Below are 23,567 nucleotides of genomic sequence, written 5' to 3' on the forward strand. Positions count from 1 at the left end.
TAAAGCCAGAATCAGTTGCTTTCCAGCATATGAATAATCTGGTTTGCAACCACTTTAGCGCTCTGATCGTCAGTGCGAATGGTCACATCGGCAATCTCTTCGTACAGCGGATTGCGTTCATCGGCCAACGCTTCCAGAACTTCGCGAGGTGGCGTTTCAACCTGCAGCAACGGGCGCTTTTTATCGCGCTGCGTACGTGCCAGCTGTTTCTCAATGGTCGTCTCAAGATAGACCACTACGCCACGGGCGGAGAGACGGTTGCGGGTTTCGCGAGATTTCACAGAGCCGCCGCCTGTTGCCAGTACGATGCCCTGTTTTTCCGTGAGTTCGTTGATCACTTTTTCTTCTCGGTCACGGAAACCTTCTTCGCCTTCTACATCGAAAACCCAGCCCACATCAGCTCCGGTTCGTTTCTCAATCTCTTGATCAGAATCGTAAAATTCCATATTGAGTTGTTGAGCTAACTGACGCCCAATAGTGCTTTTGCCGGCACCCATAGGCCCAACCAGAAAGATATTGCGTTTCTCTGCCATTTTATCGGTACTACTAAGACTATTCGTTAATGGTAATCCCCGCTTCGCAGACACCCGGCGTAGCAGGACATGAACTGAAACCTCATATGCAATAGAGCGAGAGTCAGACTAAAAATTATCTCAATACTCCGGCTTGTTTGGCAACTGATTAAATCACCACGCCGGTCGCATAAGGTAATAAGACGTAAGTCCAACTCAAATCGGTACTCCTTGTATGCTAATTCATGCCCCACGTCAAACATCTGCAACAAACTGAATGCAAAATCATTGCGGGGATCGTTACCCGTCAGTGAATAGCCACCAGACGTGGTGTAATAAACACCACTAACTCACGCCGTTCATTGTCTTTTCCATCATGGCGAAAAAGTTGTCCCAGCCAGGGGATGCGGCTAAGCCCGGGTACGCCGTCACTGCCGGTTTTATTCTTTTGCGAGAAAATCCCGCCCAGCGCCAGCGTTTCTCCACTTTTGACCTCCACCTGGGTTTCTATCTCCTGCTTGTCGATGGCCAGCGTTTCACCGTCAGCCTGCTGCAACACCTGTCCCGGCATGTTTTCACTGATGTGTAATTTCAGTCGCACGCGTCCACCGGGCAATACCACCGGCGTGACCTCCATTCCGAGTACTGCCTCTTTAAACTCCACCGAGGTCGCGCCGCTTTCGCCGCTTGAGACCTGATACGGGATCTCACTGCCCTGCTTGATGCTTGCCGGTTGCATATGCGAGGCCAGCAGCCGGGGGCTGGCGATGATATCGACCTGCTGTTTTTGTTCCAGCGCAGATAACTCCAGATCCAGCAGCCTGCCGTTAATCCGCCCGATGTTAAACCCCACATGGCTGGTTGCGCTGGCCACGGACAGATCGCTGCCAAGCGTCGTAATCTGTCCAACCCTGCCCGCCTCGGTAGCGTCAGCGAGATTCCATTTCACGCCCAGCTCACGGAGGCTTTTTTCATTAATGGTGACAATATGCGCCGCCAGCTCAACCTGCTCGACGGGAATATCCATCTGCAACGCCCACTGCTGCAGCGCTTCCAGCGCGGCCGCGTTATCTCTGACCAGCAGGCGGTTGGTACGTTTGTCGACCGATACACTCCCCTTTGGACTCAGAAGCTTTTCTGCGGCTTTTTGCAGTTCCCCGGCGTCCGCATATGAAAATGGGAGGCTTTGCGAGACCAGCGGTGCATCAAGCTGCCGACGCGCCCGCTCCTGCTCTAAACGTTCCCGCCGATCGCGCAGCCATGCCGGGGTATGAACATAAAAAATGCTGCGCTCCTCGTGCAAAACGAGCCCGGCGCTGGCAATGACCGTCTGCAATGCTTGCCGCCAGGGGACGCCCGTCAGATTAAGCGAGAGCGTGCCGCTGACATCGGGCGATATCACCAGATTACGGTTCTCCTGCGTAACCAGTGCCTGGAGCACCTGGGCCACAGGAACATCATCCACCACCAGCGTGACCGGCTTTGGCGCGGCGGCCCACAGCGGGTGGCTGAACGCCAGCAGCAACAGCACTATCCTTAACGTCATTTGTATCCTTTCCTTCTCGTTGCCACGTCCATTGCCCGGGTTCACATGTCTCCCCCACGGCAATGTCCAGTTCCATTTCATTGATGGCGGTTATCTGCCAGCCCGCCGGAAAACGATCGCGCATTTTCATACGATGCCAGCGCTGTTGCCCGTCCTGTAAGATAGCCAGTCGCTGCTGCCCTGCTACCATTCCGCGGTAGTGCCACTGCGCCAGCTCGCCCGTGGCGCAAGGGTCATCCGGCGGGCGAAACGGATCGCGCATGCCGGTCAGTAACAGCACGGAACAAACCAGCAGGCACTTCGCGCTATTTCGCATGTTCCAGCTCCAGCCGCAGGCGTAACACCGTACTTTGGGGCGAAATCGTAAAAGCAGCGACCTGCACATCCCGCTGTGCCAGCCGGGAAAAGAGTGCGGGGATCGCCTGCCACGCCGATTCCAGCGCCAGTTCGCCGCCGTTTTGCAACGGCTTCCAGTGCAGGAGCGTTGTTCCTTCACCGTGAAAATCGAGCGGCGAAAATGGCATCATCTCCCGTGCCGTCTGGGTTTCCGGACGAAGCGTTGTCTTACTGGCGGAAGGCCACAGCGACGCGTTAGTCCGCACCTCCTGGACCAGCTGCTGCTGTCGCTCTGTACACTGCCTCTCAACTGGCCGAAGCACCGTGCTCCATGCTGCCAGTCCCACAAGGAAAATCCCCAGACACATGCAGATCAGCCGACACCAGGGGCGGCTATCACACCAGCGTTCTAACAATGTCTCCACGCGCTACCCCTCGCTTTTCAGGTACAGCGTGAACATCCAGCGCCCCTGGCTATCCTGCCGAAGCTCCCCTTCAGGCCCGGGCATAAAGCCGGCGAGTTGTCCCACCCCGTTGCGCAGCGCAGAGAGAGCCGGAAGGGTGGAGGCATACCCGATCATCATCAGCGCGGGAGGCTGATAACGCAGCTCTGTCAGCCAGACCTGTGGGGGCATGGCGCGGGAAAGTGATTCCAGCACCGGCTGCCATGCGTGTCGTTGCAGCGTGCCCGCAGGCTTCTGCGTCACGGTGGTCAGTTTCTGGCGAGACATAAGGCCACGCTGCACGGACTGGGTTCCCACAAGCTGACTTTGCAGCGCGCGCAGCGTTACCTGATGGTTCATTCGCAGACTGAAAACGATCATGAGGATCAGCAGCGACGTGCTGATAAACATGCCGCCCCAGAAACGCAGGCATCGCGCGCGACGCTGCTGACGCCAGGGCAGGAAATTGGTGACGTTCATTCAGGCTCCTCACTCATAGCCAGTGCCAGCGCGACGGTAAAGTCAGCGCCGCATTCGGGGAGAGGAGCATGGCAGCGTTGCAGGGTTTCCCATGGCGTCCGTTGGGTATCAAATAGCGCGATGTCGTTCGGGTTGAGGGCCAGCAGCGCCGCCAGCTCAGTGACGTTTTCTGCTTCAGTGGTGTATCGACGTCCCCACTGGTGGCGCATGGCCCACAGCCATTGATGCTGATCCCGCCAGGCGACGCACGGCGTCGGTGCTACCGCAGGGAGCAGGTTCGCCAGCGCGCTGGCATCCGGGGTGATGGTCGCCAGCCGCAAATGTAGTGTTTTCGCCAGCGCCAGCAGCGTTTCAACCTCCTTGTTTTGTGCGGCAGTGACGTGATACGTATTGCTGAACGTATCCTGGGTGTAATCGAAACAGAGGGTATCTGCGGACATCTCCAGTTCGCGCGAGAGCGACGCGCCCAGCCATGAGAGCTGTTCGCTGTCGCGCAGCGCAACCGCCGGGCGGGGAAGCGACCTTTGCAGAGTGCGCGCGGCTGGGAATGAGAGATAGACCCGGTGATAATGCGGCAGCGTCTTTCGCCAGTCGCGCAACGCATTAACCAGCTGTTCCGGCTGGCAAATTTTGCCGTCACGAATCGTGCCTTCAGCAAGAGTGAATGCCCACCAGCGGCGTAAACACCAGCCGCCTCTCTCCTGGGCCAGCGCCGCAATCTGCACCCTATCCTGTTGAATATGAACGCCCGTTTGCCATGTTTTGAAAGCCATGCTTCACGATCTCCTTATCGCCCGTCGCCGTGACGGCTATATCAATGAATCAGGCTTGCCTTTATACTACCGCGCGATTGTTTAGAAACTGCCCAAGTGAAACCAAATGGGAAATCTCCGGTGAAGTTCGTAAAGTATTTATTCATCCTTGCAGTCTGTTGCATTCTGCTGGGAGCAGGCTCGATTTACGGTTTGTACAAATATATTGAGCCACAGCTACCTGATGTCGCCACGCTTCGCGATGTGCGGCTCCAGATCCCGATGCAAGTCTATAGCGCCGATGGCGAATTGATGGCGCAGTATGGCGAGAAGCGTCGTATCCCGCTGACCTTAAACCAAATTCCGCCCGTGATGGTGAAAGCCTTTATCGCCACCGAGGACAGCCGTTTTTACGAGCACCACGGTGTCGATCCGGTGGGGATTTTCCGCGCCGCGAGCATTGCGTTGTTCTCTGGTCATGCCTCCCAGGGGGCAAGTACCATTACGCAGCAGCTGGCGCGTAACTTCTTCCTCAGCCCTGAAAAAACGCTGATACGTAAGATCAAAGAGGTGTTCCTGGCGATCCGTATTGAGCAGTTGCTGAGCAAGGACGAAATCCTTGAGCTGTACCTCAATAAAATCTACCTAGGCTACCGTGCTTATGGCGTGGGGGCTGCGGCACAGGTGTATTTCGGTAAACCGGTGGATCAACTCACCTTAAGCGAAATGGCCACCATCGCCGGTCTGCCTAAAGCGCCTTCTACGTTTAACCCGCTCTATTCGCTCGATCGCGCCACCTCGCGTCGTAACGTCGTCCTGTCACGTATGCTGAGCGAAGGCTATATCAGCCAGAGCGAGTACGACCAGGCACGCAATGATGTCATCGACGCCAACTACCACGCCCCTGAGATCGCCTTCTCTGCGCCTTACCTGACCGAAATGGTGCGCCAGGAGATGGTGAGCCGTTATGGCGACAAGGCCTATGAAGATGGCTATCGCGTGTACACCACCGTCACTCGCAAAGTGCAGCAGGCGGCTCAGGAGGCGGTGCGCAACAACGTGATGGACTACGACATGCGTCACGGCTATCGCGGCCCGTCAAACGTGCTCTGGAAAGTGGGTGAAAGCGCGTGGGACAGCAAAAAAATCACCAGCACGCTGAGGGCGCTGCCAACCTATGGCCCGCTCCTCCCTGCTGTCGTGACGCAGGCCAATCCTCAGGAAGCCGTTGCGACCCTGGCGGATGGCACTTCCGTCTCCCTGCGTATGGACGGGATGCGTTGGGCACGACCTTACCGTTCGGACACTCTGCAAGGGCCAACCCCGCGTAAAGTCACCGATGTGGTACAGACCGGACAGCAAATCTGGGTGCGTAAGGTGGGCGATGCCTGGTGGCTGGCGCAGGTCCCTGACGTCAACTCGGCCCTGGTCTCGATCAACCCACAGAATGGTGCGGTCATGGCGCTGGTTGGCGGGTTCGATTTCAACCAGAGCAAGTTCAACCGCGCGACTCAGGCACTGCGTCAGGTTGGCTCCAACATCAAGCCGTTCCTCTACACCGCGGCGATGGATAAGGGCTTAACCCTTGCCAGCATCCTTAACGACGTGCCTATCTCCCGCTGGGACGCTGGTGCCGGTTCCGACTGGCAGCCGAAAAACTCGCCTGCGGAATATGCCGGCCCTATTCGTCTTCGTCAGGGTCTGGGACAGTCGAAAAACGTGGTGATGGTACGTGCCATGCGCGCAATGGGCGTTGACTATGCGGCAGAGTATCTGCAGCGTTTCGGCTTCCCGGCGCAGAACATCGTTCGCACCGAGTCGCTGGCGTTAGGCTCCGCTTCCTTTACCCCGCTTCAGGTCGCACGTGGATACTCGGTGATGGCCAACGGTGGCTTCCTGGTTGACCCGTTCTTCATCAGTAAAATCGAGAACGATCAGGGCGGCGTGCTGTTTGAGGCAAAACCGAAAATTGCCTGCCCTGAGTGTGATATCCCGGTCATTTACGGCAATACACCGAAATCCGAGGTGCTTGAAAACAAGGACATGGAAGACCCTGCCGTGTCTCAGGAGCAGCCGAATATCGTTGTACCGCAGCCACAGCTGGAGCAGGCTAACCAGTCGCTGGTTGCACAGACCGGCGCGCAGGAGTATGCCCCGCATGTGATCAACACGCCGCTGTCATTCCTGATCAAGAGCGCGCTGAACACCAACATCTTCGGTGAACCAGGCTGGCAAGGTACCGGCTGGCGTGCGGGACGCGATTTACAGCGCCATGATATCGGCGGTAAAACGGGTACCACCAACAGCTCGAAAGATGCATGGTTCTCCGGCTACGGTCCGGGCGTAGTGACCTCGGTGTGGATCGGTTTCGACGATCATCGCCGTGACTTAGGTCGTACCACGGCATCCGGCGCGATTAAAGATCAGATTTCCGGCTACGAAGGCGGCGCGAAAAGCGCACAACCGGCGTGGGATGCGTACATGAAATCCGTTCTTGAAGGCGTACCAGAGCAGCCATTAACGCCACCGCCGGGTGTGGTCACGGTCAATATCGACCGTAGCACCGGACAGCTCGCTAATGGCGGTAATAGCCGTGCCGAGTATTTCATCGAAGGCACGCAGCCAACCACGCAGGCGGTGCATGAGGTGGGTACAGAGATTATTGATAACGGCGAAACGCACGAGCTGTTCTAAGCATAAAAATGCCCGGTAAAAACCGGGCAAAGAATCCCAGGCCGGGTAAGGCGTAGCCGCCACCCGGCTTTTTTTATGACCTACAACCGCCCCTGCCCCTTCAACCATTCCCGAACCAGGAACAACGCGCTCACGTTGCGGGCCTCGTTAAAGTCTGGGTCTTCCAGCAGATCCATCAGATGCGCCAGCGGCCAGCGCACCTGCGGCAGCGGTTCCGGCTCATCTCCCTCCAGCGATTCAGGGTAGAGATCTTCAGCCACCACAATATTCATTTTGCTGGAAAAATAGGACGGCGCCATGCTCAGTTTTTTCAGGAACGACAGCTCATTCGCGCCAAAACCCACCTCTTCTTTCAGCTCACGGTTTGCCGCTTCAAAGACCGTTTCACCCGGGTCGATCAGTCCTTTGGAGAACCCAAGTTCGTAAGATTCTGTTCCCACGGCGTATTCGCGGATCAAAATCAGATGATCGTCGACGATAGGGACAATCATCACCGCTTCGCGCGAAGAGGGGCGCATACGTTCATAAACACGACGCACACCGTTGCTGAACTCCAGGTCCACACTTTCAACATTAAACAGGCGCGATTTGGCGACAGTTTCAACATTCAGAATGGTGGGTTTTTGTAGTGGTTTGCTCATCTTGATGGGGTCTTAACAGTGTGAACTGACTTTATTGTGCGATATGCCGCACGGTTTCGGCAATGTCAATCGCTCTTTATTTACATTTATGCAACGTAGCTGGGATCAATCCTCAATTCAAAACAAATGTCAAGAGGTTGAAATGTTTCCAGGAATTTGCTGATATCGCGCCATAAGAGGCTTTGCTATCATCACCGGTCACTGGGATGCGCTTCAGAATGCTCAAGTTCGACTCCATACTTGCCGATAGCCAGCCACAGACTCTCATTCAATGTAAAGGTGCTACTGATTACACCTGTAAGAAGATTAGTAAGATGGGGAAAGCATGAGCACCATTTTGATTGTTCTCGCTGCTATGCTGGCCAGCGCATTGATTGCAGGGTGGCTGTACTGGCGACGCGCACAGCGCCGTTACCGGCTGCCTTTTTTAAATGCCTTCGCGGGTGCGACCACCCGTAAACTCGCGCAAGATGAGCGCGATGCAGTTGAAAACTATCTCGAAACGCTGAACCGTACCCAGTTATCGCCTGGGCCGACGGGAGCCACAGCTGCGCCTGTCGCACTGAAACTTAACGCACAGAGCGACACCGTGCTCTGCGTGACGCGTTCCATTACTCGCTACGGTATCACAACGGACGACCCCAACAAGTGGCGCTACTATCTTGATTCCGTCGAGGTACATCTGCCCCCCTCCTGGGAACAGTACATTAACGACGAAAACAGCGTTGAGCTGATTCATACCGATTCGCTGCCGCTGGTTATCTCGCTTAACGGTCATACCCTGAGTGAATATCTTCACGAAGCTCCGCGTTTTGCGCTGGAACGCGCGAGTTCAACACAGGCCTCCATTCGTGGCGAAGAGACCGAGCAGATCGAACTGCTGAACATTCGTCAGGAAACGCATGAAGAATACGCCCTGAGCCGTCCGGACGGCATCCGTGAAGCCATTCTGATCGTTGCCGCTTTCCTGCTCTTTTTTGTCTGCCTGCTGACGCCGGACGTCTTTGTTCCGTGGCTGGCGGGGGGCGCTGTGCTGCTTCTGGCTGCCGGACTGTGGGGGCTTTTTGCACCGCCGGCCAAAACCTCGTTGCGGGAGATCCACTGCCTGCGCGGCACACCAAAGCGCTGGGGTCTGTTCGGTGAAAACGATCAGGAGCATCTCAACAATATTTCGCTCGGTATTATCGACCTTATCTATCCGCGCCACTGGCAACCGTGGATCGCGCAGGATTTAGGGCAGAAAACCGATATTGATATCTACCTTGACCGCCACGTTGTGCGTCAGGGACGCTTCCTGTCTCTGCATGATGAAGTGAAAAATTTCCCGCTTCAGCACTGGCTCCGTAGCACGGTCATTGCTGGCGGCGCCGCGCTGGTGTTTATCATGCTGCTGCTTTTCGTGCCGCTGGATATGCCCATCAAATTCACCCTGTCGTGGATTAAAGGCGCGCAGACCATCGAAGCGACCAGCGTCAACCAGCTGGATGAAGCAGGGGTACGGGTGGGCGATACGCTGCGCCTGAAGGGAACCGGGATGTGTAATATCCACAGCCCGGGCGGATGGAACACGCGGCAGAGCTCGCCTTTCATGCCGTTCGACTGCTCGCAAATTATCTGGAACGATGCGCCGCCGCTGCCATTACCGGAATCCGAAGTTGTGAATAAAGCCACGGCGCTGACCCAGACGGTTAACCGCCAGCTGCACCCGAAAGCGGATGACGATTCACGCGTCAGCCCTGCGCTGCGTTCTGCCATACAGAAGTCAGGCATGGTTCTGCTGGATGACTTTGGCGATATCGTTCTCAAAACCCAGGATTTATGTTCCTCGCAGGATGAGTGCATACGCCTCAAAAACGCGCTGGTTAACCTGGGGAACAGCAAAGACTGGGACTCACTGGTCAAACGCGCCGAAGCGGGACGACTGGACGGCGTCAATGTCCTGCTGCGCCCGGTAAGCGCCGAATCGCTGGATAACCTGGTCGCCACGTCGACATCGCCGTTTATGATGCGCGAAACCACCCGTGCGGCGCAGGCGCTCAACAGCCCGGCACCGGGCGGCTTTGTGATTGTCAGCGATGAGGGCAGCGACCTGGTCGATCAGCCTTACCCGCAGGTGGCGCTTTATGACTATCCGGCACAGGAGCAGTGGGGTCAGTTCCAGCGTCTGGCGCAGATGCTGATGCAAACCCCCTTCAGCGCCGAAGGGATTGTCACCAGTATTTATACCGATGCCAACGGCACCCGTCATATCGGCCTGCACAGGATGCCGGATAGCGCAGGATTGTGGCGATACATTGGCACCTCTCTGCTGATGATCGCCATGCTTATCGCCATTGTCTGGAACGGTATTATGGCGCTGCGCCGCTATCAACGCTCGCGCACCCGTCTTGCTGAGATCCAGCAATATTATGAAAATTGCCTTAATCCCAAGCTGATCCCCTCCTCCGAGAGCCTGATCTGATAACCTCGTTGCGCGACAAGATGTGCTACCCTGTCGCGCACGTTTCTTCTGGCTGGAGTTCCCCCTTATGCATCTTGATATCGACTGGCAGCAGGTCGACACCGTTCTGCTGGATATGGACGGCACACTGCTCGATCTCGCCTTTGATAACTATTTCTGGCAAAAGCTGGTACCGGAAACCTACGGCGAACAGCAGGGTATCTCCCCGGCAGAAGCACAGGCATTCATTCGTTCGCAATATAGCGCGGTGCAACATACGCTAAACTGGTACTGTCTTGACTACTGGAGCGAGCGCCTCGGTTTGGATATTTGTGCCATGACCACCGCCCAGGGCCCGCGCGCGGTACTGCGCGAAGATACGGTTCCGTTCCTGGACGCGCTGAAAGCCAGCGGCAAGCGCCGTATTTTGCTGACCAACGCGCATCCACATAATCTGGCCGTGAAGCTGGAGCACACGGGGCTGGCATCGCACCTTGATTTATTGCTTTCTACCCACACATTTGGTTATCCGAAAGAGGATCAGCGGTTGTGGCATGCGGTGAAGGAAGAGACCGGCTTGCAGCCGGAACGCACGCTGTTCATTGACGACAGCGAGCCCATTCTGGATTCCGCGGCAACGTTTGGCATTCGCTATTGTCTGGGCGTCACCAATCCTGACTCTGGCCTGGCTGAAAAACGCTATCTGCGACATCCTGGACTGAACGACTACCGCCAGATGATCCCCTCACTGACCGTGAAGGAGACGCCATGAAAGAAAAACCCTCTGACGGGGTAAGACTGGATAAATGGCTGTGGGCGGCCCGTTTTTATAAAACGCGCGCCCTTGCCCGCGAGATGGTTGACGGCGGTAAAGTGCATTACAACGGCCAGCGCAGCAAGCCGAGCAAGCTGGTTGAGCTGAACGCCACCTTAACGCTACGCCAGGGCAACGATGAAAAAACGGTGGTGATTAAAGCCATTACCGAACAACGTCGGCCCGCATCGGAAGCCGCACTGCTTTATGAAGAGACGGCGGAAAGCGTTGAGAAACGCGAGAAGACCGCGCTGGCGCGCAAAATGAATGCGCTAACCATGCCCCACCCGGACCGGCGGCCGGATAAAAAAGAGCGCCGCGATCTGATGAAATTTAAACACGGTGAGACAGAGTAACCCTCACCCGCACGAGAGATGAAAATGGCCCAACACGACCAATTACACCGCTATCTGTTTGAACAATTCGCCGTGCGCGGCGAACTGGTCACCGTATCCGAAACCTGGAAACAGATTCTGGAAAACCACAATTACCCGCTGCCGGTGAAGACCCTGTTGGGCGAACTGCTGGTTGCCACCAGCCTGCTGACCGCGACGCTGAAATTTGCCGGTGATATTACCGTGCAGTTGCAGGGTGACGGCCCAATGACGCTGGCAGTGATCAACGGCAATAACCAGCAGCAGATGCGCGGCGTCGCACGCGTTCAGGGCGATGTGCCAGAAAATGCAGACCTCAAAACGCTGGTGGGGAATGGCTACCTGGTGATCACCATCTCCCCTGAGGAAGGTGAACGCTATCAGGGCGTGGTCGGCCTCGAAGGGGATACCCTGGCAGCCTGCCTGGAAGATTACTTCATGCGTTCTGAACAGCTGCCGACGCGTCTGTTCATCCGCACCGGTGAAGTGGATGGTCAGCCTGCTGCGGGCGGTATGCTGCTGCAAGTTCTGCCAGCCCAGGACGCACAGACCAATGACTTCGAGCACCTGGCGACGCTGACCGAAACCGTCAAAGCAGAAGAGCTGTTTAACCTGTCGGCGACTGACGTGCTGTGGCGTCTGTACCACGAAGAAGAAGTGACCGTTTACGACCCGCAGGCGGTGGAGTTCAAATGCTCCTGTTCTCGCGAACGCTGCGCGGGTGCGCTGAAAACCCTGCCAGATGAAGAGATCGACAGCATCATGGCGGAAGACGGCGAAATTGATATGCACTGTGACTACTGCGGTACGCACTATGTGTTCAATTCAATGGATATCGCTGAGATCCGCAACAACGCCTCCCCGGCGGATCCGCAGGTTCACTAATACCCTTCCCTCTCCCCATCCAGTTCCCTCTCCCAGTGGGAGAGGGTTAGGGTGAGGGCAAAAAACCTCGCTTAAGCTGAATCGTTTTCCGTATGTAACTCTTACGTAATTTTCTTACGTGTATGCGATTACATTCACATTCTCTCCGATAAAATCACCAGCCTTTAACCTTTTCGGAACATTTTCCCCAACCAAAAAGCGATTCCTTCGATAATCCGCCTGCACTGTGACTGGAGTCGCAGCGTTTTCCGTTAGTAAGGGTTTTGTCCAGATGCGTAAATCTATGAGCCCCGTCGCGGTTAACAACCCCAGAAAAACCCTACAATTTCAGGCAGTACATATTGGCTAAGGAGCAGTGATATGCGTGTTACTGGTTTAACCCCGCAAGATCTCAAGGCTTATGGTATTCACGACGTCCAGGAAGTCGTCTACAACCCCGACTACGATACGCTGTATCAGGAAGAGCTCAATCCAGCACTGGAAGGATACGAGCGCGGTGTGTTGACGAATCTTGGTGCTATCGCCGTCGATACCGGTATTTTTACCGGTCGTTCGCCGAAAGATAAGTATATCGTCCGAGACGAAACCACCCGCGATACGCTGTGGTGGGCTGACAAAGGCAAAGGGAAGAACGACAACAAACCGCTCTCCCCGGAAACCTGGCAGCATCTGAAAGGGCTCGTCACCCATCAACTTTCTGGCAAGCGTCTGTTTATCGTAGACGCTTTCTGCGGCGCTAATGCCGACACCCGTCTCTCCGTACGTTTCATTACCGAAGTAGCCTGGCAGGCGCATTTCGTGAAGAACATGTTTATTCGTCCAACCGACGAAGAGCTGCAGGACTTCACGCCTGACTTCATCGTAATGAACGGTGCGAAATGCACTAACCCGCAGTGGAAAGAGCAGGGCCTGAACTCCGAAAACTTTGTCGCCTTCAACCTGACCGAGCGTATCCAGCTGATCGGCGGTACCTGGTACGGCGGCGAGATGAAGAAAGGGATGTTCTCGGTCATGAACTACCTGCTGCCACTGCGCGGCATCGCGTCCATGCACTGCTCGGCGAACGTCGGCGAGAAAGGCGATGTGGCGGTGTTCTTCGGCCTGTCCGGCACAGGGAAAACCACCCTCTCCACCGACCCGAAACGTCGTCTGATTGGCGATGACGAACACGGCTGGGACGATGACGGCGTGTTTAACTTTGAAGGCGGCTGCTACGCGAAGACCATTCGCCTGTCAGAAGAGGCTGAGCCGGATATCTTCCACGCAATCCGTCGCGATGCGCTGCTGGAAAACGTCACCGTACGTGCCGACGGCTCTATCGACTTTGACGACGCCTCGAAAACCGAAAACACGCGCGTGTCATACCCGATCTACCACATCGACAACATCGTGAAGCCGGTGTCAAAAGCGGGTCATGCTACGAAGGTGATTTTCCTGACGGCGGATGCCTTTGGCGTGCTGCCTCCGGTATCTCGCCTGACCGCCAGCCAGACGCAGTACCACTTCCTCTCTGGCTTTACGGCCAAACTGGCGGGTACCGAGCGCGGCGTGACGGAGCCAACCCCAACCTTCTCCGCCTGCTTCGGCGCAGCATTCCTGTCGCTGCACCCGACGCAGTACGCTGAAGTGCTGGTGAAACGCATGCAGGCGTCTGGCGCGCAGGCCTACCTGGTGAACACCGGCTGGAACGGGACTGGCAAACGTATCTCTATCAAGGATACTCGCGCCATTATCGACGCCATTCTGGATGGTTCTCTCGATAACGCCGAAACCTTCACGCTGCCGATGTTTGACCTGGCCATTCCAACGTCGCTGCCGGGTGTGGATACGCATATCCTCGACCCGCGCAATACGTACGGTTCGCCGGAACAGTGGCGCGAGAAGGCAGAATCGCTGGCGAAGCTGTTTATTGAGAACTTCGAGAAATATACCGATACTCCAGCGGGCGAAGCGCTGGTGAGTGCGGGACCGAAGCTGTAGCCCTTCTCCCTCTCCCTGTGGGAGAGGGCCAGGGTGGGGGCATCAGGCCGCAGAGGTCGCATGTTGTCGGGTGGCGGCTTCGCCTTACCCGACCTACAAAAAAGGTGGCTTTTGCCACCTTTTTTTAACTCTCTTTCACCTGTCCGCGCGTCACCGGCACCGGTAACCAGGCGCGAATGCTCAGCCCACCCCGCTCGCTGGTACCGATCTCCAGCAATCCGTTATGGTTATCGATAATACGCTGCACAATCGCCAGGCCTAAGCCCGTACCACTGGTGCTGCGCGCACTGTCGCCACGCACAAACGGCTGGAACAGATGCTTACGCTGCTCGGGCTTAATACCCGGACCGTCATCTTCCACCTGGAACCAGGCGCGGTTGAGTTCAGACCCGCTGCTGACTTTAATCCAGCCGTTGCCGTAGCGCGCCGCGTTGACCACCATGTTCGCCACCGCACGCTTAATGGAGAGCGGGTGCATACGGACCTGAATTTCACCGGCCTGAAGGGCAGTATCAATTTCACGTTCATAACCACTTTCCGCGGCCACCACTTCACCCAGCACCGCGTTCAGATCCGCCATCTCCATCGGCATCTCCTGCCCGGTACGGAGATAGTCGATGAACTGCTCGATGATGGCGTTACACTCTTCGATGTCCTTGTTGATGGACTCGGCGAGATAACCATCTTCTTCGCCCATCATCTCCGTTGCCAGACGGATACGCGTCAACGGCGTGCGCAGGTCATGACTGACGCCCGCCATCAGCAGCGTACGGTCATCCGCCAGCTGCTTCACGCCTGCGGCCATGTGGTTAAAGGCCCGCGTAACAGAACGCACTTCCGAGGCGCCATACTCGCGCAGCGGGGGAGGAATAATGCCTTTACCGACCTGCAGCGCAGCGTGCTCCAGGTCGACCAGCGGTCGGTTCTGTATACGGATAAACAGCCAGGCCCCGCCTATCGCCAGCAGCATAATGGCGAGCGTATAGCGGAACAGCGGCGAGAAATCGCCCTGATGGATTTCCGTCAGCGGAACGCGCACCCAGATGTTGGGTGACAGCCAGGTTTTCAGCCAGACGACAGGCGAGCTTTTGTTAACCTCAACGCGGACTTCCGTTGGGCCACCCAGCTGCTGCGCCATCTGCTGGCTAAGAAATTCGTAGTGCTGCGCCCAGCGCAAACCCGCGTCTTCTGCCGCCTCATTCGAGTAGAGCGAAATGCCCAGTTCACGGTAGATTTCACGGCGAAACGCCGGGGGAACGACCAGTTGCGTGCCGTCCTCCAGTTGCAGTTTATCGGTCATCAGCATACGGACTTCGTACGCCAGGACCTTATTAAACTGCTGGAGGCTCGGCAAAATCGCAAAGTTCAAAACCACCAGGTAGGTCGTCACCAGGCTGACAAACAGCAAGGTGACGATCAGTAACAGGGTGCGGGCAAATGAGCTTCGCGGCGAGAAGCGCATTCGCCTCATGCTTTAGAGCCGTCCGGAACGAACACGTAGCCCAGACCCCATACGGTCTGAATATAACGAGGATGCGCCGGATCTTCTTCCACCATGCGGCGCAGACGGGAGATCTGCACGTCGATGGAGCGTTCCATTGCCGAGTATTCGCGACCACGCGCCAGGTTCATCAGCTTGTCACGGGAAAGCGGCTCACGCGGGTGGCTGACCAGCGCTTTCAGCACCGCAAACTCACCGCTGGTGAGCGGCATTGGCTCGTCTTCACGGAACATCTCACGCGTACCGAGGTTCAGCTTGAACTTGCCGAAGGCAATCACCGCTTCTTCCTGCGACGGTGCGCCAGGCAGCTCGTTCGCCTGACGACGCAGCACGGCACGAATACGCGCCAGCAGTTCACGCGGGTTAAACGGTTTTGGAATGTAGTCATCCGCGCCGATTTCGAGGCCCACGATACGGTCAACTTCTTCACCCTTCGCGGTCACCATGATGATCGGCATCGGGTTACTCTGGCTACGCAGACGACGGCAGATAGAGAGCCCGTCCTCGCCCGGCAGCATCAGGTCGAGAACCATCAGATGGAAAGATTCACGGGTTAGCAGACGATCCATCTGCTCAGCGTTCGCGACGCTACGAACCTGGAAGCCCTGCTCGGTCAGATAACGCTCCAGCAGCGCACGCAGGCGCATGTCGTCATCCACGACCAGAATTTTGTAGTTCTCTTGCATTGTGTGTACTCCCAAAGGTTCGGATAGTCTTTGTGACAGCGTATTCTAAAAAAGTGCACGTATTCGACCAGCGAAATCTGGTATAAATTCTAGTCGAAATTGTTACAAAGCATATTTAACAGCAGCTTATCTGCTCATTTCATCACATAAATCATTATTAATCCTGTCTGTTACACTGTGTGGTACGTATTGTGCGCCAGACAGAAAACAGGCAGCAAAGGCTTTACCATGAAAACGCCCCTGATCACCCGCGAAGGGTACGAAAAACTCAAAAAAGAGATGGATTACCTGTGGCGAGAAGAGCGCCCTGAAGTAACCAAAAAGGTGACCTGGGCGGCAAGCCTGGGCGATCGCAGCGAAAATGCTGACTACCAGTACAACAAAAAGCGACTGCGTGAGATTGACCGTCGGGTACGCTACCTGACCAGGTGCCTTGAGAACCTGAAAATTGTCGATTACTCCCCGCAGCAGGAGGGCAAAGTGTTCTTCGGCGCGTGGGTGGAGATTGAAAACGACGACGGTGACACCCTGCGTTTTCGCATTGTCGGCTACGATGAAATTTTTGGTCGTAAGGATTACATCTCCATCGACTCCCCGATGGCCCGCGCGCTGCTGAAAAAGGAAGTGGGTGATTTGGCCGTCGTTCAGACTCCCGCCGGTGAAGCCAGCTGGTACGTCAATGAGATCGTCTACGTAAAATAGTCCGAGAGCGCCCTCCCCGGCTGGCATTTTGCCGTGTCAGCCCGTATAACTATCCCCTGATTTTTCGACTCAACAGATGATAAAGCCATGATGAAAGATTCGCTCTGCCGCATTATTGCGGGTGAACTTCAGGCCAGAGCCGAACAGGTAGAAGCTGCCGTTCGCCTGCTTGATGAAGGGAACACCGTGCCGTTTATTGCACGTTATCGTAAGGAAGTCACCGGCGGTCTGGATGACACGCAGCTCCGTAACCTGGAAACCCGTCTGGGATACCTGCGTGAGCTGGAAGACCGTCGTCAGGCGATCCTCAAATCCATTGGCGAACAGGGCAAGCTGACCAGCGAACTGGAAAGCGCCATTAACGGCACCCTGAGCAAAACCGAACTCGAAGATCTCTATCTGCCTTACAAACCGAAGCGCCGCACGCGCGGGCAGATCGCGATTGAAGCAGGCCTTGAGCCGCTGGCCGACCTGCTGTGGAATGAGCCGTCCCACCATCCGGAAACTGAGGCGGTGAAATTCATCGATGCCGACAAAGGCGTCGCGGACACCAAGGCCGCCCTCGACGGTGCGCGTTACATTCTGATGGAACGCTTTGCCGAAGACGCAGCCCTGCTGGCTAAAGTGCGTGATTACCTGTGGAAGAATGCGCACATCGTCTCTACCGTCGTGGCGGGGAAAGAGGACGAAGGCGCGAAATTCCGCGACTACTTTGATCACCACGAACCGATTTCTACCACCCCTTCACACCGTGCGCTGGCAATGTTCCGCGGCCGCAACGAAGGTGTGCTGCAGCTCTCTCTGAACGCTGATCCGCAGTTTGACGAGCCGCCGAAAGAGAGCCACTGCGAGCAGATCATCATTGACCATCTCGGCCTGCGCCTGAACAACGCTCCGGCAGACAGCTGGCGCAAAGGCGTGGTGAGCTGGACCTGGCGCATCAAGGTGCTGATGCACCTCGAAACCGAGCTGATGGGCACCGTGCGCGAGCGCGCCGAAGATGAAGCGATCAACGTTTTCGCCCGGAACCTGCATGACCTGCTGATGGCGGCGCCTGCTGGCCTGCGCGCGACCATGGGTCTCGATCCGGGCCTGCGTACCGGCGTGAAAGTGGCGGTGGTTGACGGCACCGGCAAGCTGGTCGCCACTGACACCATCTATCCGCACACCGGACAGGCAGCGAAAGCGGCTGTCGTGGTTGCCGCTCTGTGTGAAAAATACAACGTCGAGCTGGTCGCCATCGGTAACGGTACGGCGTCCCGCGAGACTGAACGTTTCTTCCTCGACGTGCAGAAGCAGTTCCCGAAAGTCACGGCGCAGAAGGTGATCGTCAGCGAAGCGGGCGCATCAGTCTATTCCGCCTCCGAGCTGGCGGCGCAGGAATTCCCGGACCTGGACGTTTCATTGCGCGGCGCGGTCTCTATCGCCCGTCGTTTGCAGGATCCGCTGGCGGAGCTGGTGAAAATTGATCCGAAATCCATCGGCGTGGGCCAGTACCAGCACGATGTGAGCCAGACTCAGCTGGCACGCAAGCTGGATGCGGTCGTAGAAGACTGCGTAAACGCCGTCGGTGTTGACCTGAATACCGCCTCCGTGCCGCTGCTGACCCGCGTGGCGGGCTTAACCCGCATGATGGCGCAGAACATCGTCGCCTGGCGTGATGAGAACGGCCAGTTCCAGAACCGTCAGCAGCTGCTGAAGGTGAGCCGTCTGGGGCCGAAAGCGTTTGAGCAATGCGCGGGCTTCCTGCGCATCAACCACGGCGATAACCCGCTGGATGCCTCCACCGTTCACCCGGAAGCCTACCCGGTGGTGGAACGTATTCTGGCCGCCACCCAGCAGGCGCTGAAGGACCTGATGGGCGATAACAGTGCCCTGCGCAACCTCAAAGCGGTGGATTTCACCGACGACAAATTTGGTGTGCCAACCGTCACCGATATCATCAAAGAGCTGGAAAAACCGGGCCGCGATCCGCGTCCTGAGTTCAAAACGGCGACCTTTGCTGACGGCATCGAGACCATGAACGATCTGCTGCCCGGCATGGTGCTGGAAGGTGCGGTAACTAACGTCACCAACTTCGGCGCGTTTGTGGATATCGGCGTGCATCAGGATGGCCTGGTTCACATCTCTTCTCTCGCCGACAAGTTCGTTGAAGACCCGCACACCGTGGTCAAAGCGGGCGACATCGTGAAGGTGAAAGTGCTGGAAGTGGACCTGCAGCGCAAACGTATCGCCCTGACCATGCGTCTGGACGAGCAGCCAGGCGACACCAACGCGCGCCGTGGCGGAAACGGCGGCGCTCGTGACTCTCAGCGCCCGGCCGCGAAAGCGGCAAAACCGCGCGGGCGTGATGCTCAGCCAGCGGGCAATAGTGCGATGATGGATGCGCTGGCGGCCGCGATGGGCAAGAAGCGCTAAGTGATAAACGCCCGGTGGCGCTACGCTTACCGGGCCTACGGTTTTGTAGGCCGGGCAAACGCAGTGCCGCCCGGCAAGCAGGCCGCAAAGAATTAAAACAAATAGAGTGCATCCATATTTAAACCACTAATTATCACTTCGTTAACAAATAACCCTCTTCTCTTTATCTCCGCATTTCAGCAAATATTGAGCAAGGTCAAACAGGCCGTAAATTAATACACCAAACAACATTCCGTCACAGTTTTATTATTGCTGATAAAAACTATTCTCATTATCATCCCATAGTAGATAATTTAACCTTTCGTGGAAGCAGGCGTTATGCAATTCACTCCAGACAGTGCGTGGAAGATTACCGGTTTTACCCGCGAAATAAGCCCGGCCTATCGGCAAAAGCTACTCTCGCTGGGCATGCTGCCCGGCTCGTCATTCCAGGTGGTGCGCGTGGCGCCGTTAGGCGATCCGGTTCACATTGAAACCCGACGCGTGAATCTGGTCCTGCGTAAAAAAGACCTCGCATTAATAGAAGTCGAAGCCTTATCCCGATAACGAGCCAGCGGTTTCAGTGAGTCTAAAAAAATGAAAAAATTAACTATTGGCTTAATTGGCAATCCTAATTCCGGCAAGACCACGCTATTTAACCAGCTCACGGGCGCGCGCCAGCGCGTCGGTAACTGGGCAGGCGTAACCGTTGAACGTAAAGAAGGCCAGTTCACGACAACGGATCATCAGGTCACTCTGGTTGACCTTCCCGGCACCTATTCCTTGACCACCATTTCGTCGCAGACCTCGCTCGATGAGCAAATTGCCTGCCACTACATTCTGAGCGGCGACGCGGATCTGCTGATCAACGTGGTCGACGCCTCCAATCTCGAGCGCAACCTCTACCTGACGCTGCAACTGCTGGAGCTGGGTATTCCCTGCATCGTGGCGCTCAACATGCTCGACATTGCAGAGAAACAAAAGCTGCGCATCGACGTCGATGCCCTCTCCTCGCGCCTGGGTTGCCCGGTAGTGCCGCTGGTCTCAACGCGCGCTCGCGGGATTGATGCCCTGAAGCTGGCGATTGACCGTCACACGGGAAATCACGACGTTGAGCTGGTGCATTACGCCCGCCCGCTGCTGCGCGAAGCCGATCTGCTGGCGCAGGAGATGGACAAAAGCATGCCTGCAAAACAGCGCCAGTGGCTCGGCCTGCAGATGCTGGAAGGCGATATCTATAGCCGCGCCTGTGCCGGACATGCGGCAGATAAACTGGACGCGACGGTGGCCCGTCTCAGCGACGAGCTGGACGACCCGGCGCTGCACATCGCCGATGCACGATACCAGGCCATCGCCTCGATTTGCGACGTGGTCAGTAATGCCCTGACGGCGGAACCCAGCCGCTTTACGGCGGCGGTGGATAAGATTGTACTCAACCGCTTCCTCGGTTTGCCGATCTTCCTGCTGGTGATGTACGTGATGTTCCTGCTCGCCATCAACATCGGCGGCGCACTCCAGCCGATTTTTGACGCCGGTTCCGTCGCGATCTTTGTACACGGGATTCAGTGGGTGGGTTACACCCTGCACTTCCCGGAGTGGCTGACCATTTTCCTCGCTCAGGGGCTCGGCGGGGGCATTAACACCGTTCTGCCGCTGGTACCGCAGATCGGCATGATGTATCTGTTCCTCTCGTTCCTGGAAGATTCAGGTTATATGGCGCGCGCCGCGTTCGTCATGGACCGCCTGATGCAGGCCCTGGGTCTGCCCGGCAAATCCTTCGTACCGCTGATTGTCGGCTTCGGCTGTAACGTGCCGTCGGTCATGGGTGCCCGTACCCTGGATGCTCCGCGTGAACGCCTGATGACCATTATGATGGCGCCGTTTATGTCCTGCGGTGCGCGTCTGGCCATCTTCGCCGTCTTTGCGGCCGCCTTCTTTGGTCAGCAGGGCGCGCTGGCTGTCTTCTCGCTGTATGTTCTGGGCATCGTGATGGCGATCCTGACCGGTTTAATGCTCAAGCACACGATTATGCGCGGTGAAGCCTCACCGTTTGTCATGGAGCTGCCGGTCTATCACGTTCCACACCTGAAAAGCCTGGTGATCCAGACCTGGCAACGCCTGAAAGGGTTTGTGCTGCGCGCCGGTAAGGTGATTGTCATCGTCAGCATTTTCCTGAGCGCGCTGAACAGCTTCACCCTCAGCGGTCAGGCAGCAGATAACATCAACGATTCTGCCCTCGCCTCCGTCAGCCGCATCATCACGCCGGTCTTCAAACCGATTGGCGTGCATGAGGATAACTGGCAGGCGACCGTGGGCCTGTTCACCGGTGCGATGGCGAAAGAGGTGGTTGTCGGCACCCTGAACACGCTCTACACCGCGGAGAACATCCAGGAACAGGAATTTAATCCGGCAGCGTTTCACCTTGGTGATGAACTGCTGGGTGCCGTCGAGGAGACCTGGCAGAGCCTGAAAGATACCTTCAGCCTGAGCGTGCTGGCGAACCCGATTGAGGCAAGCAAAGGCGACGGTGAAATGGCGACGGGTGCCATGGGCGTGATGGGCGAGAAATTTGGTAGCGCATCTGCGGCCTACAGCTATCTCATCTTTGTTCTGCTCTATATTCCGTGCATCTCCGTCATGGGAGCGATTGCGCGTGAATCCAGTCGCGGCTGGATGGGCTTCTCCATTCTGTGGGGGCTAAATATCGCTTACTCGCTGGCGACGCTGTTTTATCAGACCGTTAATTTCAGTCAGCACCCACGCTACAGCCTGGTTTGTATCCTCGCGGTTGTCCTGTTTAACGTGATTGTTCTTGGCCTGCTGCGCCGGGCACGCAGCCGCGTCGATATTGACCTGCTGGCAAATCGTAAAACCGCCGCGACCTGCTGCAACAGCCCGGCGGGCGACTGTCACTAAGGAGCACACCATGGCGTCATTGATTCAGGTGCGTGACATGCTGGCTCTGCAGGGCCGGATGGAGGCGAAACAGCTGAGCCTCAGCCTGCATACGCCCCAGCCGATGATCGATGCCATGCTGGAACGCCTTGAAGCCATGGGTAAAGCCGTGCGGATCCAGGAGGAGGCAGAGGGTTGCCTCTCTGGCAGTTGTAAAAGTTGTCCGGAAGGAAAGGCTTGCCTGCGGGAGTGGTGGGCACTGCGCTAATACTGCACTCATAAAGCCGGGCATCGCTGCCCGGCTTTATCATATTACTTATAGACGTCCGCGGTGGCGCGTACGTTTTTGGTCTGTTTTTCTGCACTGGTGACGACGTAGTACGTCCCGCCCATCTCATCCGCTTTCTTCGACAGCTCTTTTCTCGCATCCATCGGCGCGGTGGTGTCAGACGTAGAAATCTCACCGATTTTCGTCAGATTCATGCCGGCAACTTTATCTTTTTCCAGCTCTTTTGCCGCAAAGACGCCAAATGACAGTGACCCAATAACCAGAGAAGTGACAATACCTGTAACAAGTTTCATAGCCTGACTCTCCATAGGATTGTTGTTTTGATCATCGTAGGCATAACAACCGCAACGACATCTGGAGTATGGTTGCGGTGTGTAACTTTTTCCAGGCTGGATAGAAAATAATCAGTCTAAACGTTGACTTAACGCAATGAGCGCTGAACAAAATTCCGTCGGATGAGAGATAAACGGGGCATGCGCGGCTTTGGCAATGACCTGCGATTCGCTGTCCGGCCAGAGGGAGTCCAGCAAGGGCACCACTTTGCGCGGCACCAGCCCGTCAAGATAACCATAGATACGCAGATGCGGCATCGTCAGCGCGGCCAGCGGCTCACGCAGATCGACCGTTTTCAGAATTTCAAGGCCGCCGTTGAGCACCTCAACGTCCGGCATCGGCAAAGAGAGCACCACCTGCTTCAGCGCTCTGGCATCCTGTCGCGCGGTTTCGGTGCCCATCGTCTGTAGCGCGAGGAACCGCTCTACGGTCCGCTGGAAATCGTCACTCAGCTGCTGCTGGAAACCCGCCAGTACGTCAGGCTTTATGCCGGGCCACGTCTCCTGCGCGCTAAAGCAGGGCGATGAGGCCACCGTCACCAGCGCGTTTACGCGCTCGGGCCAGGAAAGCGCAATCTGGCTTGCCACCAGCCCGCCCAGACTCCAGCCCAGCCAGATGGCATGTTGTGGCGCCGCGTTCAGCACCTCCTGCGCCATCTCTTCGAGCGTCATCGCACCATAACCATGGCTACGGCCATACCCCGGTAGATCAACCAGATGTAACGTAAATTGCGAGGCAAGTTCCTCGTTTATGCAATGCCATACTTCTGCATTCAGGCCCCATCCGTGCAGCAGCACAAGATGGCAATTTCCTGTCCCAACGGTCTGCCACCACAGCGTCTTCATCAGTTACTGTTCTCTTTTTTCA

Annotated in this window: 22 protein-coding genes; 11 read left to right on the forward strand and 11 right to left on the reverse strand. The window is 56.5% G+C overall.

What is annotated here, in order from left to right; translation table 11 throughout:
* Window positions 1–11: 11 nt before the first annotated feature.
* The 6 genes from aroK to L3068_RS21490 form a co-directional block, all read right to left on the reverse strand.
* A complete protein-coding gene (aroK, locus tag L3068_RS21465; RefSeq protein WP_003861630.1) occupies window positions 12–533 on the reverse strand; it encodes a shikimate kinase AroK in 522 nt (173 codons plus the stop codon).
* 286 nt (window positions 534–819) lie between these two features.
* Window positions 820–2,058: a DNA uptake porin HofQ gene (gene hofQ, locus L3068_RS21470; RefSeq protein ID WP_117581775.1), complete on the reverse strand. Its 1,239-nt coding sequence runs from the start codon at window positions 2,056–2,058 to the stop codon at window positions 820–822.
* Window positions 1,970–2,374 (reverse strand): HofP DNA utilization family protein, encoded by a 405-nt coding sequence (locus L3068_RS21475; protein ID WP_117581777.1) that lies wholly within the window; start codon window positions 2,372–2,374, stop codon window positions 1,970–1,972. The genes hofQ and L3068_RS21475 overlap by 89 nt, the downstream gene beginning before the upstream one ends.
* Window positions 2,364–2,819, reverse strand: a complete 456-nt coding sequence (locus L3068_RS21480) for a HofO family protein (RefSeq protein ID WP_232947950.1) — start codon at window positions 2,817–2,819, stop codon at window positions 2,364–2,366. The genes L3068_RS21475 and L3068_RS21480 overlap by 11 nt, the downstream gene beginning before the upstream one ends.
* A gap of 3 nt (window positions 2,820–2,822) precedes the next feature.
* Window positions 2,823–3,317 carry a PilN domain-containing protein gene (locus L3068_RS21485; RefSeq protein WP_045134911.1) on the reverse strand — a complete coding sequence of 165 codons (495 nt, stop codon included), beginning with the start codon at window positions 3,315–3,317 and terminating at the stop codon, window positions 2,823–2,825.
* The gene (locus L3068_RS21490; RefSeq protein ID WP_117581781.1) at window positions 3,314–4,090 is read right to left on the reverse strand and encodes a type IV pilus biogenesis protein PilM; all 777 of its coding nucleotides are present in this window, start codon (window positions 4,088–4,090) and stop codon (window positions 3,314–3,316) included. The genes L3068_RS21485 and L3068_RS21490 overlap by 4 nt, the downstream gene beginning before the upstream one ends.
* A gap of 120 nt (window positions 4,091–4,210) precedes the next feature.
* Here L3068_RS21490 and mrcA point away from each other — a divergent pair, with 120 nt between their 5' ends.
* Window positions 4,211–6,763 carry a peptidoglycan glycosyltransferase/peptidoglycan DD-transpeptidase MrcA gene (gene mrcA, locus L3068_RS21495; RefSeq protein WP_014885532.1) on the forward strand — a complete coding sequence of 851 codons (2,553 nt, stop codon included), beginning with the start codon at window positions 4,211–4,213 and terminating at the stop codon, window positions 6,761–6,763.
* 80 nt (window positions 6,764–6,843) lie between these two features.
* Here mrcA and nudE read toward each other — a convergent pair whose 3' ends face one another.
* Complete coding sequence (nudE, locus tag L3068_RS21500; RefSeq protein ID WP_008503041.1) at window positions 6,844–7,404, reverse strand: ADP compounds hydrolase NudE; 561 nt, start codon at window positions 7,402–7,404, stop codon at window positions 6,844–6,846.
* A gap of 325 nt (window positions 7,405–7,729) precedes the next feature.
* On the opposite strand from nudE, the gene L3068_RS21505 reads away from it, so the two are divergent.
* The 5 genes from L3068_RS21505 to pckA all read left to right on the forward strand — a co-directional run bounded on the left by L3068_RS21505 (window position 7,730) and on the right by pckA (window position 13,897).
* Window positions 7,730–9,865, forward strand: coding sequence for an intracellular growth attenuator family protein (locus L3068_RS21505; RefSeq protein ID WP_014885533.1), 2,136 nt, complete (start codon window positions 7,730–7,732; stop codon window positions 9,863–9,865).
* Window positions 9,866–9,932: 67 nt separating this feature from the next.
* Complete coding sequence (gene yrfG / locus L3068_RS21510) at window positions 9,933–10,616, forward strand: GMP/IMP nucleotidase (protein WP_014885534.1); 684 nt, start codon at window positions 9,933–9,935, stop codon at window positions 10,614–10,616.
* The gene (hslR, locus tag L3068_RS21515; RefSeq protein WP_014885535.1) at window positions 10,613–11,014 is read left to right on the forward strand and encodes a ribosome-associated heat shock protein Hsp15; all 402 of its coding nucleotides are present in this window, start codon (window positions 10,613–10,615) and stop codon (window positions 11,012–11,014) included. Before yrfG ends, hslR begins: the two co-directional genes overlap by 4 nt.
* A gap of 18 nt (window positions 11,015–11,032) precedes the next feature.
* Complete coding sequence (gene hslO, locus L3068_RS21520; RefSeq protein WP_162269363.1) at window positions 11,033–11,917, forward strand: Hsp33 family molecular chaperone HslO; 885 nt, start codon at window positions 11,033–11,035, stop codon at window positions 11,915–11,917.
* Between the two features lie 360 nt (window positions 11,918–12,277).
* Window positions 12,278–13,897: a phosphoenolpyruvate carboxykinase (ATP) gene (gene pckA, locus L3068_RS21525; protein WP_023331490.1), complete on the forward strand. Its 1,620-nt coding sequence runs from the start codon at window positions 12,278–12,280 to the stop codon at window positions 13,895–13,897.
* Window positions 13,898–14,021: 124 nt separating this feature from the next.
* On the opposite strand, the gene envZ is transcribed toward pckA, so the two are convergent.
* Both envZ and ompR read right to left on the reverse strand, forming a co-directional pair.
* Window positions 14,022–15,368 carry a two-component system sensor histidine kinase EnvZ gene (gene envZ / locus L3068_RS21530; RefSeq protein ID WP_014885538.1) on the reverse strand — a complete coding sequence of 449 codons (1,347 nt, stop codon included), beginning with the start codon at window positions 15,366–15,368 and terminating at the stop codon, window positions 14,022–14,024.
* Window positions 15,365–16,084, reverse strand: a complete 720-nt coding sequence (ompR, locus tag L3068_RS21535) for an osmolarity response regulator transcription factor OmpR (RefSeq protein WP_001157751.1) — start codon at window positions 16,082–16,084, stop codon at window positions 15,365–15,367. The genes envZ and ompR overlap by 4 nt, the downstream gene beginning before the upstream one ends.
* A 228-nt stretch (window positions 16,085–16,312) precedes the next feature.
* On the opposite strand from ompR, the gene greB reads away from it, so the two are divergent.
* From greB to feoC, 5 genes are all read left to right on the forward strand, one after another.
* A complete protein-coding gene (gene greB, locus L3068_RS21540) occupies window positions 16,313–16,786 on the forward strand; it encodes a transcription elongation factor GreB (RefSeq protein WP_117581783.1) in 474 nt (157 codons plus the stop codon).
* Window positions 16,787–16,873: 87 nt separating this feature from the next.
* Complete coding sequence (locus L3068_RS21545; RefSeq protein ID WP_117581785.1) at window positions 16,874–19,204, forward strand: Tex family protein; 2,331 nt, start codon at window positions 16,874–16,876, stop codon at window positions 19,202–19,204.
* Between the two features lie 318 nt (window positions 19,205–19,522).
* Window positions 19,523–19,750: a ferrous iron transporter A gene (feoA, locus tag L3068_RS21550; RefSeq protein WP_008503050.1), complete on the forward strand. Its 228-nt coding sequence runs from the start codon at window positions 19,523–19,525 to the stop codon at window positions 19,748–19,750.
* Between the two features lie 30 nt (window positions 19,751–19,780).
* Window positions 19,781–22,099: a Fe(2+) transporter permease subunit FeoB gene (gene feoB / locus L3068_RS21555; RefSeq protein ID WP_236904769.1), complete on the forward strand. Its 2,319-nt coding sequence runs from the start codon at window positions 19,781–19,783 to the stop codon at window positions 22,097–22,099.
* Between the two features lie 10 nt (window positions 22,100–22,109).
* Window positions 22,110–22,346, forward strand: coding sequence for a [Fe-S]-dependent transcriptional repressor FeoC (gene feoC, locus L3068_RS21560; RefSeq protein ID WP_014885542.1), 237 nt, complete (start codon window positions 22,110–22,112; stop codon window positions 22,344–22,346).
* 44 nt (window positions 22,347–22,390) lie between these two features.
* On the opposite strand, the gene L3068_RS21565 is transcribed toward feoC, so the two are convergent.
* Both L3068_RS21565 and bioH read right to left on the reverse strand, forming a co-directional pair.
* Entirely contained in the window at window positions 22,391–22,660 is a 270-nt protein-coding gene (locus L3068_RS21565) for a YdgH/BhsA/McbA-like domain containing protein (protein ID WP_014885543.1), read from the reverse strand.
* 111 nt (window positions 22,661–22,771) lie between these two features.
* The gene (gene bioH / locus L3068_RS21570) at window positions 22,772–23,545 is read right to left on the reverse strand and encodes a pimeloyl-ACP methyl ester esterase BioH (protein ID WP_023331493.1); all 774 of its coding nucleotides are present in this window, start codon (window positions 23,543–23,545) and stop codon (window positions 22,772–22,774) included.
* Window positions 23,546–23,567 lie beyond the last annotated feature (22 nt).

Origin of the sequence: Enterobacter cloacae complex sp. ECL414 (assembly GCF_021869685.1) — a bacterium.
GTDB classification, from domain to species: Bacteria; Pseudomonadota; Gammaproteobacteria; order Enterobacterales; family Enterobacteriaceae; genus Enterobacter; species Enterobacter kobei.